Origin of the sequence: Bradyrhizobium sp. CCBAU 53415, assembly GCF_028128735.1 — a bacterium.
In the GTDB taxonomy this organism is placed as follows: domain Bacteria; phylum Pseudomonadota; class Alphaproteobacteria; order Rhizobiales; family Xanthobacteraceae; genus Bradyrhizobium.
Map to the genome: position 1 here is coordinate 73,532 of NZ_LBJF01000016.1, position 15,672 is coordinate 89,203.

15 protein-coding genes and 2 pseudogenes are annotated in these 15,672 nt (G+C 58.0%); 11 read left to right on the forward strand and 6 right to left on the reverse strand.

The window, feature by feature from the left end; translation table 11 throughout:
* Positions 1–452: 452 nt before the first annotated feature.
* Both XH87_RS09465 and XH87_RS09470 read left to right on the forward strand, forming a co-directional pair.
* On the forward strand, positions 453–1,826 hold the full coding sequence (locus XH87_RS09465; RefSeq protein WP_271587055.1) for a hypothetical protein: 1,374 nt from the start codon (positions 453–455) through the stop codon (positions 1,824–1,826).
* Positions 1,792–2,085, forward strand: a complete 294-nt coding sequence (locus tag XH87_RS09470) for a hypothetical protein (RefSeq protein ID WP_271587104.1) — start codon at positions 1,792–1,794, stop codon at positions 2,083–2,085. Before XH87_RS09465 ends, XH87_RS09470 begins: the two co-directional genes overlap by 35 nt.
* Positions 2,086–2,163: 78 nt before the next feature.
* Here XH87_RS09470 and XH87_RS36715 read toward each other — a convergent pair whose 3' ends face one another.
* On the reverse strand, positions 2,164–2,265 hold the full coding sequence (locus XH87_RS36715) for a hypothetical protein (RefSeq protein ID WP_442868250.1): 102 nt from the start codon (positions 2,263–2,265) through the stop codon (positions 2,164–2,166).
* 138 nt (positions 2,266–2,403) lie between these two features.
* Here XH87_RS36715 and XH87_RS09475 point away from each other — a divergent pair, with 138 nt between their 5' ends.
* Positions 2,404–3,513, forward strand: coding sequence for an IS630 family transposase (locus XH87_RS09475; RefSeq protein ID WP_271587056.1), 1,110 nt, complete (start codon positions 2,404–2,406; stop codon positions 3,511–3,513).
* A 541-nt stretch (positions 3,514–4,054) separates the two neighbouring features.
* Positions 4,055–4,474 (forward strand): SET domain-containing protein, encoded by a 420-nt coding sequence (locus tag XH87_RS09480; protein ID WP_271587057.1) that lies wholly within the window; start codon positions 4,055–4,057, stop codon positions 4,472–4,474.
* Here XH87_RS09480 and XH87_RS36720 read toward each other — a convergent pair.
* Positions 4,471–4,700: pseudogene (locus XH87_RS36720) on the reverse strand (IS256 family transposase); the annotation flags it as partial. The gene XH87_RS09480 and the pseudogene XH87_RS36720 sit on opposite strands and share 4 nt — an antisense overlap.
* A gap of 54 nt (positions 4,701–4,754) precedes the next feature.
* Complete coding sequence (locus tag XH87_RS09485) at positions 4,755–5,390, reverse strand: dethiobiotin synthase (RefSeq protein ID WP_271587058.1); 636 nt, start codon at positions 5,388–5,390, stop codon at positions 4,755–4,757.
* Positions 5,391–6,214: 824 nt separating this feature from the next.
* Here XH87_RS09485 and XH87_RS09490 point away from each other — a divergent pair.
* The 3 genes from XH87_RS09490 to XH87_RS09500 all read left to right on the forward strand — a co-directional run bounded on the left by XH87_RS09490 (position 6,215) and on the right by XH87_RS09500 (position 8,660).
* Complete coding sequence (locus XH87_RS09490; RefSeq protein ID WP_271587059.1) at positions 6,215–6,574, forward strand: Dabb family protein; 360 nt, start codon at positions 6,215–6,217, stop codon at positions 6,572–6,574.
* Positions 6,575–6,684: 110 nt separating this feature from the next.
* The gene (gene pabB, locus XH87_RS09495) at positions 6,685–8,079 is read left to right on the forward strand and encodes an aminodeoxychorismate synthase component I (RefSeq protein ID WP_271587060.1); all 1,395 of its coding nucleotides are present in this window, start codon (positions 6,685–6,687) and stop codon (positions 8,077–8,079) included.
* A complete protein-coding gene (locus XH87_RS09500; RefSeq protein ID WP_271587061.1) occupies positions 8,076–8,660 on the forward strand; it encodes an anthranilate synthase component II in 585 nt (194 codons plus the stop codon). Before pabB ends, XH87_RS09500 begins: the two co-directional genes overlap by 4 nt.
* A 675-nt stretch (positions 8,661–9,335) precedes the next feature.
* On the opposite strand, the pseudogene XH87_RS36725 reads toward XH87_RS09500, so the two are convergent.
* Positions 9,336–9,892 (reverse strand): annotated as a pseudogene (locus tag XH87_RS36725) (IS3 family transposase); the annotation flags it as partial.
* Positions 9,859–9,954: an IS3 family transposase gene (locus XH87_RS36730; RefSeq protein WP_442868251.1), complete on the reverse strand. Its 96-nt coding sequence runs from the start codon at positions 9,952–9,954 to the stop codon at positions 9,859–9,861. The pseudogene XH87_RS36725 and the gene XH87_RS36730, both read right to left, overlap by 34 nt.
* Before the next feature lie 702 nt (positions 9,955–10,656).
* On the opposite strand from XH87_RS36730, the gene XH87_RS09510 reads away from it, so the two are divergent.
* The 4 genes from XH87_RS09510 (at position 10,657) to XH87_RS09525 (ending at position 14,769) form a co-directional block, all read left to right on the forward strand.
* Positions 10,657–10,803, forward strand: a complete 147-nt coding sequence (locus tag XH87_RS09510; protein ID WP_271587063.1) for a hypothetical protein — start codon at positions 10,657–10,659, stop codon at positions 10,801–10,803.
* Between the two features lie 72 nt (positions 10,804–10,875).
* Positions 10,876–11,433 (forward strand): lasso peptide biosynthesis B2 protein, encoded by a 558-nt coding sequence (locus tag XH87_RS09515; protein WP_271587064.1) that lies wholly within the window; start codon positions 10,876–10,878, stop codon positions 11,431–11,433.
* A gap of 20 nt (positions 11,434–11,453) precedes the next feature.
* Entirely contained in the window at positions 11,454–13,085 is a 1,632-nt protein-coding gene (locus XH87_RS09520; RefSeq protein WP_271587065.1) for an asparagine synthase-related protein, read from the forward strand.
* On the forward strand, positions 13,072–14,769 hold the full coding sequence (locus tag XH87_RS09525) for an ATP-binding cassette domain-containing protein (protein ID WP_271587066.1): 1,698 nt from the start codon (positions 13,072–13,074) through the stop codon (positions 14,767–14,769). Before XH87_RS09520 ends, XH87_RS09525 begins: the two co-directional genes overlap by 14 nt.
* Here XH87_RS09525 and XH87_RS09530 read toward each other — a convergent pair.
* Complete coding sequence (locus XH87_RS09530) at positions 14,678–15,373, reverse strand: GntR family transcriptional regulator (protein WP_271587067.1); 696 nt, start codon at positions 15,371–15,373, stop codon at positions 14,678–14,680. The genes XH87_RS09525 and XH87_RS09530 overlap by 92 nt on opposite strands.
* Between the last annotated feature and the right edge of the window lie 299 nt (positions 15,374–15,672).

Here is a 15,672-nt window from a genome sequence, read left to right on the forward strand (position 1 = left end):
GCGACAGCGAAGTTGTCCGGTAACACTTTTAGTGAGGCAATGCGCCTCACCGCGACACGTACCAATGGATCCGATTCTCCCTCCGCGGCCAGAGTTTCTCGGCAAGGCATACCTTCAACGAAGAGGTCCGCCTCGGTTCGGGCACCATCAAGGCGTCGTCCAGAACATTTCCCTGCCCAGTACACACTTTGTTTTGGGACGATTTGTAGGCCCCACGATGCTACTCCACAAAATAGTTCGTGCCGGCTCCGACTTGCCAGCCAGTATTTCCGAAAGTGCAATCCCGCCTCCTTGGCGCGTCCCTCGGGTGAAGGTGGCAGTCGGGCTGGCCCATTTGGCCCACCTAAGTCTCTAAGCGCGTCAGCTTGTCGACAGCTGATCCTAATAGAGGGAGAACCAGAGAGCGACACTATCTGCTCAGGATTGCGCACCGACTCAAACCAGGAGGGGACATGGACCCATTTAACAGCATCAACCCATTCGACCGCGATTTCGCTGCTTACAACGCCGCAGTGCCACAACCGCAACAGCAGCAAGCGGAGTTTGAGCCGTACTTGGATGAAGTGCCGCAGCTTGACACCACTGCCGTCGCAGGGGTTCCTGTTTCTCCAGATCACGACTATCCTCATCTGTCTGACGAAGACCGTAGACTCAGCGAGGCGTTGGAACTTGGGCACCATAGGCCCAGCGGTCCTCATCCTGAAGACGCAGTCACCAGAGGCGTCGGGCACGTCGCTGCGCAGCACAGCACGAGGGAGGCTTTGAGTTGGCCGAACGAGCTGACTGCGGAAGGTCACGATCAGGATCCGCTGCGAGGGATGATCGGCGAAGCCGTCCTAGCATCGTCTCTCAACCCAACCGCACGCCATCACCAAGCACCGGACCACGGAGAAGCCGTTCGTCACTTCAACTGGAGCGGCGGCTACCAGCCGGCTCCGAACGAACTGACCGGGAGCGACCCGCTTTCAAGTCACGCGCTCCTCATAGGTGAGGATTACAGCGGGCAGTTGAGGCCTGCGAAGAGACAGAGGACGCTAAGCCATGCGGAACTGGATGCCATTGAGCGCCAGCTGAGCGAGCCGGGCAATTCAATGGCTCGTGTGCTGATGGAAAGCGCCGGGGCACCGTCGCCTTTCAGGCCAGCGGTCGGTTCGCCATTGGTCCTTCCTGAGGAAGGTTACGATCAGGATCAGCTGTGGGCGATGGTGCAAGACGCCGGCCCATCATCGTCTCTCGAACCAACCGCACGCCATCAGCAGACTCTGAATTTAGGAACGGTCGTTCGTCCCTTCAACTTCCGGCAGGGCCACCAGCACGCGTCGGCTGCACTTGACGGTAGCAGCATCCCACCGAGCCAGGACAGCCGACCCAACAGCTTTATCGTTCACAATGACCGCTGCACGGCGCTGTTCGTGCCCGCGGCGGCGATGAGGCCAAGCACCCCGCTCAATGCGCCAGGCCCTGCCATTCCTCTCGGATCTCGACTGGAACACGTTCCGCAGCCCAGCGCGCAGCCAGCGAATCGAGCCTCACCAGCGCTGCTTGGACGTTCGATGGAGCAAGCCGCTCCGGCGTCCTCCAGGGCGGAGAGGACGTCCCCGGCGGCCCGCGAGGTTTATGCTGCGTCATTCGCCGTTCCCGAGAATTTTTCGCACGGCACCCAGCCCGCCTCGGACACGATGCGCTCGAAGCTCGGCCGCTGGGGCCTCTTGCCGGACGCGGCGCAGCCGGTGAAGCAATACGACATTCGCGGAGAGCTCTACACCGCCCTCCTGGGGCCCGGAGGGCCCAATGACGTTCGGCTCATCCATCACCCTCGAGTGTAGACCTGCGCGCCTGCTTGATCTGTCCGAAGATCGGCTCGACGATTTGCTTCCTGAGCCGATAGCGGCTTCGCCACCTGAGCGCCTGCATGAGGAGATCACCGCCGACTACAACGACATGATTTATGGAGCGACTCGCGAGAAGATCGAGACGGGGCGCAAGGCCTACGCGCGCGATAACGCGGCCCCGGCACGCAGAAGCGTGTCCTTGCTTACCGGCAGCATCAGCCGTTTGGCGAAGCCCCTACCCGTCGACCGCTAAGCACCAGACCGAGATGCGAGATGCTGATAGAGTCCAGCCGCGCCGTGGGTCGCGCCAATATTGCCGTCGGCGAAACGCTCAGTGAAAGATCTGGCGTTCGCACAGGACAGCGTTGCATCGGAAGCGACGGGCGATCACCAGCAGCTCTACGACCCGCCCGACCAGCGGTGGATCGGTCACGCGTCGCCGATATCGGCTATGGATAGGCCGTGAAATTGTCCCGCACGCAAGGATTTGGAAGCCTTTGCTAACTAGTCATCCGGAACGCAAGTTCGTCGCATTAGTTGATAGCTCGAATCTCGAGAGAGGAGAGCGCTTGTGGCGAATGCAGCTGGGAAAGGCCGGCCGATTGCACCATTGGTGCTGAGTCCGCAGGAGCGGACGTACTTGGAGAGGCAGGTTCGTCGTCATCGTGTTGCGCGGTCGCTATCGGAGAGATGCCGCGCGATCCTGCGGTGTGCGGATGGCTTGCCAAGCAAGTCTGTGGCCGCCGAACTCGGCCTCCACGAACACACCGTTGGCAAGTGGCGCCGCCGATTTTTGAAGGATCGCTGTGATGGCCTGCTTGACGAGGCCCGCCCTGGCCGCCCTCGCACCATCAACGACGATCAGGTTGCCGCTGTGATCGAGCGCACGCTGCGTACGGCGCCGGCCGACGCGACGCACTGGTCGATCCGCTCGATGGCTGCGGAAACTGGCTTTTCCCACACCACGATCCGCCGAATGTGGGCGGCGTTCGGCTTGCAGCCGCACCGCAGCCAGACATTCAAGCTGTCGAGCGATCCGCTGTTCGTCGACAAGGTCCGCGATATCGTCGGCCTTTACCTATCCCCACCAAACCGAGCCCTTGTCCTCAGCATCGATGAGAAAAGCCAGATTCAGGCCCTCGATCGCGAGCAGCCGATCTTGCCGATGATGCCTGGCGTACCGGAACGTCGCACGCACAGCTATGCGCGGCATGGTACAACCACGCTGTTTGCCGCGCTCGATGTCGCTTCTGGGTTTGTCATTGGCAGATGCTACAAGCGCCATCGGGCGGTTGAGTTCTTGAAGTTCCTCAAAGAGATCGACGATCAAATTCCTGAGGGACTCGCTGTCCATATCGTCATGGACAACTACGCCACCCACAAGACCCCCAAGATCAAAGCGTGGCTCGCTCGCCGGCCGCACTATCATGTCCACTTCACGCCGACTTCCGCGTCATGGATCAATCAGGTCGAGCGCTGGTTCGCTGAACTCACCAGGAAGCAAATCCAGCGAGGCGTCCACACCTCAGTCAGACAGCTCGAGGCCGATATCCGCAGCTTCATCGAGCAGCACAACAAGAACCCGAAGCCCTTCAAATGGACCAAGTCCGCAGACCAGATATTGGCTTCCGTCAAACGCTTCTGTCACAAAGCTCAGCAGACATTATGTGGCGAACTTTAGATTCACGTGACTAGGTCACCGACGCTCGCCAGCGCGCTACTGCCGGGTCTAATCCTACGCGCATGATGCTCGCTAGATCGCGGGAGCAACTCGAGCAATCGCGCAAGCTCCTAGACGAGTTGGCCCCTGTTCCGGTGACATCGCCCAAACCGCCATAGAAGGCAATGTTCACTTCCAACTTCTTGAGGAAGCGACGCGCATCTCTCAGGCCTGCCGCTGAGACGACATCTTATTCCCATCAAGCGCAAGCTTCATCGCACCGGGCTCTTCAGGCGGAAGTGGCGCGGCCACTGCGGGGCTGTGCGCGGCTGGGGGTCACCGCCCCGTTATCCGGACTGTCCGGATTCTATGAGGTAGCCGCAAAGGCGATCGAGCTCGCTGAGATCCTGATACACTGCAGCAGCGCCGAAGTGAATGCAGAGATCGAAGACCAGAAATTGTGACGGAGGCGCGATGAAACGACCCTACCAATTCTTGCAGAAGATTTGCGGGGCTCAGGTCAGTTAGCTTGCTGCGTGTTAGTGACTTTGGAGATATATCAATGTTGATTGTTGAAACCATCTTGAAGCCAGACCGGTTTGGAGGTATTGGACTTTTCTCTGCTGCCTTTCTACCTAAAGGTACATTAGTTTGGATTCATAATCCAATCGTTGACATTGCCGTGACGGCTGAACAGTACGAAACTTTACCTCCGACATTTCAAGCTTTACTTGACAAGCATGCCTATCCAAGAGACATCGACGTTGATGATGGTGTTGTAGAGTACAATGCTGACAACGCCCGTTTCATGAATCACAGCAGTCAGCCAAACACATATCAAGACGATCATTGCCGAATTTTCACAGCCCGTGACATACGAGCGGGTGAAGAACTGACTTGCGATTACTTGTCGTTCGATCCAAGGTGCGACCTATCGTGGGTTAAAGAGCTATCGCCGAATGTTGCTGCCCGAACAGGCTAGGCGGCAGCGGATTGAGTTTGCGGTCTGACGACTTCTATTCCGTCGGCGAATTTACACGGGAGAGTTTCGGCAACTGGCTGTGGCCATTGACACGAAGCAGCTTTTCTCGGCGACCTCCGCGAGCTTGAAGATCATAGCGAGCGCCGTCTTGTTCGACAGACATTCCTTGGCGCCGGTGGCGCACGGTCGCGAACGCGCTTTCGATGACGTTGGTAGCCTCTACGTGGAATTCACTACATCTGTTGCGCCAGCCTAAGACTTCGCGACTTCATCTTTAACATCATGGGTTGAAATCGTCGCGCCAGAAGGAGGCCTTGAACGCAGCTTGCAGCGTGTCTGCCGACAAAGGGGCAATCCAGGGCAGTCGCCCTAACCACCGCACCCGTCCAATCTCGCAAATTGCTCTTATAGCAGCCGAATTCTTTTCGCCAACGAAAGCGATCCCAAGAATGTCGATCTGGCGCCTTCGGAGCACCTCTATGGACAGCAGTGAATAATTGACCGTACTCAGAGTTGTGCTCGCGCAGAGAACGACGGGAAGCCGCCACCTCTCCAAGAGGTCAATGTAAACCGAGCCGCAATTCAGCGGCTCCATTAATCCGCCGGTACCCTCGATCACGAGCGGCTGCCCTCCGGTGTCCGGCACGTCCAGCGAATCCGTTTTGATGCGAACCTCGTCAATCTCCGTGGAACTGTAGGGCCAAGCGGCCGTTTGCAGTCGGTAACGCTCAGGCACGATGCGATCCGAGGGAAGATTGCCAAGCCGAGCGACGCGCTCGGTGTCCGTTTCTCCTTCGAGGCCGGCTTGAATGGGCTTCCAAAACTTCGCACCGAGGAGATTGACGAGACCTGCGCAGAACACCGTCTTTCCGATGCCGGCGCCGGTAGCGGTCACCACAATCTGCTGCTGGCTCATTGAGCTTGGCCTCCTGTCTCCTCCTGCAGTGGACGCACCTCATCCTCCACGATTTTCAGTATCAGTTCACAAAGGTGAGCCAGTCGAGAGTATCCGCCTCCCGCCTGGCAATCGGCAGTCTATGTTCGGCGTACCACCCGACCTTCCAGCGAGAAGAGCAAACGCTGCTCAGCGCACTTACGAACATTCTTTTATTCTCTCAACGCCAAGCAGCGGTCGCACAATTTATGCAACAGACCGATGGTGTTCGTTCCCGATCCCCTGGCCTGAAAGGGCCTGCTCCGCATGGCCAACTGATAGATTGAACCATAGAGTTTCGCGCGCGGACCATCGCGCTTCCCTGAGTTGCGTGTCACCCGTTGTGACAGGTCAAGATTGTTTTCGGCGCACTAATACTGTCCGGATCGGACGAAGGCATTCACGTGCGGCACGATGTATCCTAATAGATGCAGAACCGTACGTTTCGGACCAAGATCTACGATTGGTGACCGAGTTCAATTGGTATGGGGCCGTTGAGATAGTGCTGAATCGTCTTGTCCGGAGAACATTGATCGACGGTATCACCCACAACAGAGTACTGCGCGTTCTCGAGTTTTGCGCGCGGGCATTCATCGAGCCGCCGAGCCAGAACAACGCCACATTCAGATTGTTTAGGCACCGAGCAACTCACACAATCTTGCTCAATTGGATTCTGCGCGCCTCTGCTGTAAGGCCGAGCGTCACACGAGCGCTCCCTTCTGACATCAAGCACGTTTCAGAATTGCGTTGAGCCTCGTCCCTTGGTAAGAACGCGGCCAAGTTGCGGCGTCACTTTTTCAGGCACCATGATCCGTCACATCGTCTTCTTCACAGCAAGGGATAACGCCGGTATCGACCAAATCGTCGAAGGTCTGTCGGTTCTCACCTCAATCCCACATGCGCGCCGGCTCGAGATTGCGCGCAACCGCAAGAGCGATCAGCTCGGCAATGACATCGACGTCGTGGTGTACGGGGAGTTTGCGAGCGAGACGGATCTCGCTGCGTACAAAACGCACAATTTGTATCGAGAAGCGATCAGATGCGTACGGCCACTCCGGGAGCTGCGTTTTGCCGCTGACTATGAGCTGTCAACAGACGTGCATTTCGCTGGAACGACAGGGCTAACGCAAGTCGCTCGGCGCAGCGGACCAGCTGGCCGCGAGTAGCTTCATGATGCCGCAAGGTCTTATGCGCTCGAGCGGAAACAACCCTCCTTCGGAAGGGCATCACGCGGCGCGGGCCTCACAACCTGCCGGTCGTCGGTAACCCATAGCCTATGCACGTCCGCGAGTTGAAGTGGATTGAGCCTGTCAAGGCGCTGCGATGCTTTGCGCAGCGGCCGCAGCTTACCTTTCTCGATAGCGCGGCAGGGCATGAGCTGCTTGGGCGTTACTCATATCTAACTTGCGAGCCGTTCAGCACCTATTTGGTCGCCGATGGACAGGCAAGTTGGAATGGAGAGGCACTTGCAGGCGATCCATGGGAGGCCCTCCGCGGCCTTCTTGGGAGATACAAAGAAGCGCATCGCCCCGATCTCCCCCCATTCCAGGGTGGCGCAGCCGGCTTCCTTGCTTACGATCTGAACCGAACACTAGAGCGGCTTCCGCCGCCGTCAATTCTCGGTCTCCGGTTGCCCCAATCGATCCTGCATTTTTACGACGTGGTGGTCAGCTTCGATCACCGGCACCATAGATGCTGGATTGTCTCGACCGGATGGCCCGAGCAGGACCCCACCCGACGAGCCGATCGCGCGCGTCGTCGCGCCGACGAGTTTGCAGCACTGCTCGCCAGGCCAAAGTCGCCGCGGATCATAATCCCCAGCACGGCGGGCGCTTGGCATTCGAACTATAGCCGTGAACGCTTCATCGCAGCGGTCCAGCGCGTCGTCGGCTTGATCCTGGCTGGAGATATATTCCAGGCGAACATCGCGCAACGCTTCAGCGCCAGGGTTTCGCCCCTGTTCGATCCGCTCTCCTTTTATTGCCAGCTCCGGTCATTGAACCCGGCACCGTTTGCAGCTCTCTTGCGCTACGATAAGCTGACGATCGCATCGAGCTCTCCTGAGCGATTTCTGAAACTTGACGGAGGGCAAGTCGAAACGCGCCCGATCAAGGGCACATTCGCGCGTTCCGCCGATTCCGCGGAAGATCGGCGCCGTGCCGAACTCCTTCTTGCGTCCGAGAAGGATCGTGCCGAGAACATTATGATTGTCGACCTGCTGCGCAACGATCTGTCACGCGTTTGTACCGACGATTCGGTCGAGGTTACCGCACTGTGCAACCTGGAATCCTATGCATCAGTGCACCATCTCGTCTCGATTGTCAGGGGCGCACTTGCTGCAGATAAAGACGCCGTCGGTCTGCTTCGCGCCTGCTTTCCGGGCGGCTCCGTTACCGGCGTTCCGAAGGTGCGAGCAATGGAGATCATTGCGGAGATCGAGGGAGTAGCGCGAGAGGTCTATTGCGGGGCGATCGGTTTCATTGGTTTCAATGGACAGATGGACACGAACATTGCGATCCGCACCGTGACGATCGACGACGACCTAGCTGTGTTTCATGCAGGGGGTGGAATAACGGCGATGTCGGATCCTGAAGCCGAGTATGAGGAGACGCTTGCCAAGGCACAGCGACTCTTCGATGCCTTTGGTGCCGATCTATCTGGTGTATTTTGATTTTGATCATCGACAATTACGACTCGTTCGTGTTCAATATTGCGCGCTATTTCCGCAAGCTCGGTGAACAGACGCAAATCGTCCGGAATGACGCGATCAGCTTCACCGATCTCGTCGCGCTCCGGGCGCGTGCAATCGTGATCTCTCCCGGCCCGTGCACTCCAACGGAGGCTGGCATATCCACTGCCGTTGTCCGCGAACTCTCGGGTCGCGTTCCAATTCTTGGCATCTGTCTTGGGCACCAGTGTATTGGAAGCGTTTTCGGCGGTCGCGTGGCGCGCGCGCGTTGTCCCATGCACGGCCGAGCCTCACACATAACGCATAACGGCCGAGGATTGTTCAAGCAACTGCCGTCTCCACTTTCTGTTGGACGCTATCATTCTCTGGCGGTCGAACTCGAGGAAACAGACGCGCAGCATCTCGTGGTGACAGCCCGTTCAAACGAAGGCGAGATCATGGCTTTGGCACATCGGCATCAACCGACCTATGGCCTACAGTTCCACCCGGAATCAGTACTCACTCAACAAGGTCACGTGTTGCTCATGAACTTCTTGCGATTGGCAGAGAGCTTCGGAGCGTGAGATCGGCGACTTCGTCCCACACCTGCCAGCCTGATCCATAGAAGGAAATGGCAAGCTGCACAGTTCACGGCTTAATTCGGCACCGCGTGCAAAACGGCTCTGACCTGTTGAAGCTTTAAAGAGAGCGCGAAAGAGCTCAATTTGTACGATGCGTACGCAACTTTTTCTTTTAATGCAGGCTCAACTGAATTACTTGAAGCCAGCAATGCGTAGCCCTCTTCGCATCACTCCATTCGATGAGTAGGCGGATCATCATCTAGCCTATCGCACGATTGTTTTTTTGAGATCCGCCAAAATTGGCGGTACGTTGCGGTAGTCTCGCTACCGCCGCCCTAGCGGGCGTTTCCTCCCTTGACTTGGCCGCCGGTCCTATAGGATCGGCGGTTCTTCTCGGTGTCAGGTCAAACGCTCTCCTGATGGAGGGCCCATAAATCAATATGCACTTGAGCAACCCGGTGCCGGACAGGGGCAATGAAATGGACCCGCGGAGCGGGACCGCTTGAACCGGTTTGTTAGTTGGAAACTGACCGCTCCTGATCCCTTTCTATCACGCTGCCAGAGACTCTCTGCTGTAGCCGCTATGGGCATGCGTCAACGCGTCAGCGTTGTCTACCATGTCCACAGCCTTCGCGGCCTGCATCCGTTCGCGCCAGACCGCCATCGGCGTGCGATATAGCCGTACGCCTGATGACGGCGACGATCGTTGTAGAAGGCGATCCAGCTCGCGACCCCCGCCTTGGCCTCGCGGCAGATGTCCTCATGCTTGAGCGACCGCCACAGCCGCTCGATGAAGACGTTATCCATCCAACGACCGCGGCCATCCATGGAGATCTTGATCTCTGCGCCCGCCAAACGCGCCGGTGAAGGCCGCACTGGTGAACTGGCTGCCCTGGCCGGTGTTGAAAATCTCCGGCGTGCCGTACTTTGCCAGCGCCTCTTCCAGAGCCGCCACGCAGAACGAGACGTCCATTGTGTTCGACAACCGCCACGCCAGAACCGCACGGCTCGCCCAGTCGATGATGGCGACGAGATAAAGAAAGCCGCGGTCGATGGGCGGATACGTGATGTCTGCCGCCCATACCTGGTTTGGCCCGGTCGATCGTCAAGTTGCGCAACCGATAGGGATAGATCTTGTGGCCCGGTGCCGGCCTCGTCGTGTTCGACCTTGGTCCCAGCGCCGCGATGCCCATCTTGCGCATCAACCCTGCACGCGCTTGCGATTGACCTGAAGCCCCTCAGCCTTCAGCATCGCGGCTATTCGCCGCGAGCCTAGGAATGGCCAGGCGGTGAACAACTCTCGATTCGCCGCATCAGGGCAAGGTCGTTGTCGTTGACCGGCCGTGCTGGCCGGTAGACCCCAGAGCGCGCGATGCCCCGGCGAATCGACAGCGCCATGTCGGCGCGATCGAGCATTCCTCGACGGTCCGGCGTGCTCATCTTCTGGACCTCTGCGCTAAAAAATGCGCTCGACTGTCAGTTGTCCAATCTTGGCGTGTAGCTTCTCGATCTCGCGTTCGCGCGTCCTGGCTCTGCCGCCCGACATTCGCGCCAAAGGCCTGGGCCGCCTGGTCCAGCAGTTACTTCTTCCAGGCATAGATTTGGTTCGGGGTGAACCTCATAGCGCTGGACCAGATCCGTCGCCTGCTCCCGCACCGCTTCCAGCGCGATCTTTGCCTTCAGTGCCGCGTCGATCTTGCGGCCGTTGGAATTTGGGAAACGCGACTGTTGATGAAACCTGGCGATGAAACCTTCCCCTCGGACTATTCCTGGAAGGCTCGGGGTACGTATGATCATAGGTAATTGAATCATTGTCCCTTCGGCCGCCGGCCGCAAACGCGCCACCTAATTGCCTCGTCGCCCAAATCCCGCATCATCCGCAACGTCAAACTATTTTTCGAATCGCTCGACATCATACTCAAAAAATAAAAGCCCTATTTTATATCGCGATGCTAGCTTTTGCGCGCTGGCGATATGCCGGTCACTCTGGAGAAAGTGGATGAATACAACCGCTATCAATGACACCGCTATCGATGACACGGTGCAGGACCTCGGGGACGCCACCGAGCTCACAAAAGGCTTTGGGGGCTCGTGGCGCGCAGAACACACGACCGGCGATTATTATTACGTGGATGATTCCGATTGACGCGGACCGTCTTGATGGGATGGGCTTCGGCCCATCCCATCAGTTTGAGGCAGTGGGCAAGGGATCGCTGCTGTGAACGACATATTTCATGCGTGGTCTAACGGGCGTTGGATCAGCCTCGACCTGCAATCCAATCGTTACAGCATGGCGAGCACATCTGCGGCTTGTCCGGAGGAGCGTGAACGGCTAACCGAGACGACGGCAAAGTTGCGCGATTGCCTGAGTTCACCGCCAGCCTTTCTCCCACCCCTCCATTTGGTGTGGCACTATGCGCGTGCGGCTCATGCTGCTCGCTTCATTCGCAGCCAGACCATCGCTCGTCAACTCGACTTTTTACGTGCCTCGCGTCGGGATACGGCACCTGTGTCCATGGGAGTCGAAACAATCCATTACTACGCCAGCGTATTCCAACATCTGCGCAATCTTCGGTTCCGCCGCCCGCTCTGTCTTGAGGATTCCGTAGGGGGCTACCTGTTTTTCTATCCCTACATCGCATCGCTCGAGCTCCTCGTGGGTGTGAAGCAGCCACCTTTCGGAGCCCACGCCTGGCTACAATCTGGCGACCTCATTTTGAACGACGCGAAGCGTGTTGTTGAGGACTACAGCGTCATCTTGAGATTCGCGAAATGAGACTCAATGTAGACGGGCTCTTGGATTCAGCCAAGGAGCTTGCCACCATCATTGTAAACGGCCGCGTGGAAATCACGGTGCTCAACGATATTGTTGACGCCGAGACCGGCATGCCGACTGAATTGGAACCGACACACTTCAAAGGCACGTCTCTGCCGGAGATTGTCGCTTTGCTGCAGGAGCGGTACGCTGGCGATGCGGCTTTCATTGTTCGCGCGCCAAGTGGCATCGCGATCGTACGCCCCCATTTTTCGGAGATATCCATCTTCTACCAGGTCAGAAATGACGAGATTGAGTGCTGGGCAGGACTGACGCTGCCAGATGCCGCCTTGGCGCAACGCCACGCCATCAACTTTGGCTATTTGACTGGCCTGATATGCAACGCGTCCTGGTTGACCCCCGAAACAGGGTTGTGTGGGATTTTTGAGCTACTGAGTGGCGCGGCGCTCATCGTCTCAAGGGGGACTTTTCGGCAAGTCGATTTTCTGGCGGGCGCCGTGGCCAGGCTCAACACCTCGGCGGTTTCTTTCAAGGATGACGTGGCCAGCTTTCGCCAATTGATCTCGGCAAGCGTCGCTCACAAAACGCGCCGCTATGGCGGTGCTTTCAGTATTGAATGTTCCGGGGGCCTTGATTCGTCGGTAGTGGCGCTGGCTGCGGCCGACCTCCATCGAGGCAGGCCCCTTTCCCTCCTGAACAGCTACTCAGAGACGGACGTCAATGGTGACGAACGCTTCTTTTTTGCCGCGCTAGCCGAGCAGGTGGGCGGCGCGCCAACCTATGTCGAAACGAATGCTCGCTCGTCGATGACCCACCTATCGTCAGAATTGCTGGCTCCAACGCCGCGACCTTGTAAGCTAGCGGCCACGATCGCCACAACGGCTCAACTTCACGAGGCTGCGCAGGCCGCAGGATCGCGCCTGGTGCTCACAGGAGATGGAGGCGATCAACTATTTCTCAGAATGCGCCGCTTGACGATGGCCAGAGAGCTGCTTGCCGAATCCCGATCGCCACAAGAGGCATTGCGCGAGCTCGCCGGCCTTGCGATTCAGGCTCGAGCGTCTGTCTGGCGTGTTCTTCGCGAGGTGATCACCGGTCGGAGCGGCCGGGACTTACGCCGGCATATGCTCGGTGAGCATCGGCCGCAGTCGCCTGTCGCGTCAGTGCGGCCGGATTTCGGTGCAGAGCTCGTACCAGGCGCGAGGTCCCTACGCCACCTGCCGACGACGCGACTGTTTCAGTTCTTCGGCATGCGTAATGCGGAGCTCAATCGCATCGCACTACGAGACATTGCGGTAGAAGAGCGAAAGGCGTTTGTGTTTTGGCCGCTCATCAAGGCAGGTCTCGTCACGGCTCGCCGACATCATCATTCAAATGGAATTGATCGTGCACTTGAGCGCGAGGCCTTCCGGGAACACTTGCCCGACGTGATCTACTATCGGGTTGGCAAAGGTGTCGGGCGCGACATGCTAATGCGGTACGAATATGGTGCCTTGGTTTCACGTGTCGAGCGTAGTGCATTGTATCGGCAAGGCTTGATCTCCCGCGATCTCCTCCGTTCTGCTGTCGACAATTTGTCTTACGACTCAGCGTTTGTACTCGTTCGTCTCTGCGCTGTTGCCGATTGGATGGACCTTCATGAACTGGGGTAAGCCGCTCTTGCCCCCGCTCCAATGGGACATCATCAAGACGAGCCTTCAATCTTCCCGCCTTCTTGTCGCCGGCTTCTTGCTTGCGACCATTGCAGCGTCTGGCTGCACAGTCGCCGGGCCGCTCTTGTTCTCACGGGCCGTCGCCCGGCTGGCCAGCGCCCCGCCGCTTCTTACGCTCAGTTTGTTATTGCTGTTTGCCCTTACAGCCGCGCTTGCTCGGTGCTTGCAGGAGGTCAAGGCGGTTCTGTCGAACAGGCTGGAACAGGACGTTCGTAGTCTCTCCAGCAAGAAGATCATGGCCGCTCTGGTGAGCGCCGAGGGATCGCTGTTTGCTCAAAACAATCCGAGCAAGATTTCGGCAATGGTAGAGAGTTGGCACCAGTCCAATAAGATCTACATCCAGCTCTATTTGATGGTGCTGATGGGCGGGCTCGCCGATGTTGCGTTCTCGTTCCTTGCCGTCGGTGGAGCAGAAAATTGGTTTGTGGCGCTGTTCGTTCTAGCCTACGGCGCCGTCCTCGTGTTGATAACGTGGAAGAGCAATAGAGTTACGAAGGTGCATCAGGCTGAGGCGCAGGCCTCAAGTAACGAGGGCTCGAACGTTCTAGGAAATGCAATCGAAAACATCATTTCGATCAGGGTGTTCCGCGCTCAACCCTGGATAGCTGAGTTGTATGACCGCCAGGCCGCCGCCACGCGCCGAGCCTGGCTCATGTTCTATGGCGTCCGGTTGCGCTATGGCGCTTTGCAAGCGACCCTCTTGTTCGTTCAGTATGCCTCGATCTTGGGGCTTTCGCTGTGGCTCTATGACCGGTCAGGCGAGATAGGTGGGCTCGTCATGGTGAGCATGATCCTGGTTCAACTGAACCGGCCCTTCGAGCTTATCGGCATGTCAATTCGGGACATTATCGTTGCGCGTGGCATGGCCCGGCCGCTGCAGGCGCTGCTTGATGCCCATGCCCCAGCGGCACGACCCGCTATGCTCAAGCGTACTATGCCGATATCGGGCTCACTCACCATTTCCATCAGCGCGCTTTCGTTTGGTTATGAGCGAGCCGCCTCGCCGCTTCTCTCTGGGATAACGGGCGAGTTCAAGCCCGGCGTCATCAACTTCATCATCGGACGGTCGGGCGCTGGCAAATCGACGCTTATACAACTCCTGCTAAAAATGCATCAAGGCTACAGCGGCCTGGTACGCGTTGGCTCTCTGGACCTGGCCACGATCGATCCGGAAGATTACTTGGCGCACGTAGGTTACGTGCCCCAAGAGCCTATGATGATGAATCTGAGTATCCGCGAAAACGTTCTGCTGGGCCGCCCGTTTTCCGATGCGGACGTGTTCCACGCCCTAGAATGCGTCCATCTGGCTGATAAGGTGATCTCCTTGCGGGACGGTTTGGACTACCGCGTCGGCGAGCGGGGCCAATTGCTAAGCGGCGGCGAGAGGCAGCGCCTTGCGATCGCCCGTGCACTCATCGCAAGCCCCCGGCTGTTGCTCCTCGACGAGGCCAGTTCCGGGTTGGACGAGCAGACCGAGCGCGGAATCTTCGACGAACTTCGGCAACTCGCGTCGGACACGACGATCATAGCAATCACGCACCGCCGGGGCGTGATAAGTCCACATGACTACGTGCTAGATTTGTCGTGGTCGGCATCCGCGAGAGCCTCGCCTGTGCTCGCATGACTTCCGTGACCCGGCGCCTGAAAAAGTCCTGGATGGCACGGACTGCGCCTTTGTGCTGCCCTTCGACCATCAACGCACTAATGCTTTGGCTTTCGGCGAGCAAATCGCTGTAGTACGTACGTGTTCCCATTGCGCGTGAAAGGTAGACATAAACGACGTCCGCGACATGATCCGCAATGTGGCGATGCTGTTTGACCAGCAATGCGCGCCGATAGCACTCGCCTGCTTTCAAGAAGAGTTTGGCGGGATCCTCATTGCTTGCGTAGATGGGCTTGATTTCACCGCAGAAGCTTGCCGTCACTTCATCAATCAGCTTCGCCTTGGTGAAATCGCTGATGCTATCGACATACATTTGCGACAGCATATTGCAGAACAGGATGGCTTGATGTGGGTCGATCGGCCTGGCGTTGAACCCCTTGTGGTCGACATTTTGCACCACATCGCGCTCAGTCAGCCGTATCAAAGCCTCTCGTACGGGTGAAATTCCGACGCGAAGCTCATCGGCAATGTCGGCAGGCTTCAAGGCTGTGCCGGGTAGCCAATGGCCCAGTAATAGACGCTCGCGCAACGCCTGGAATACTGGATGCTGTGTCTCAAAAGCCATGATTACTCGCCCGTTCAACCGTCCTGACCGAGGCGGCCAAGGGAGCCTCACCTCTTGGCATAGCTCATGCCGCCGCGGAAGCCATGCGCGGTCCGGTTCGCGGCGAAATGGCTGCTAGGATAGGCCGCCATGGCAGGCCGTCTGCCAGGGCCACGAAGCTCTGCTGCCGAGTCCGAGGTGCCGACCCGCCGCCCAAAATCACGATAGATCCGCCGGTCATCATGGCTCCCATTTCGTTGATCAAAATGTTAGTCGCTTGTTGGATCGGTGGAGAGCTCCAGCTCCACTTGTCGACAAGA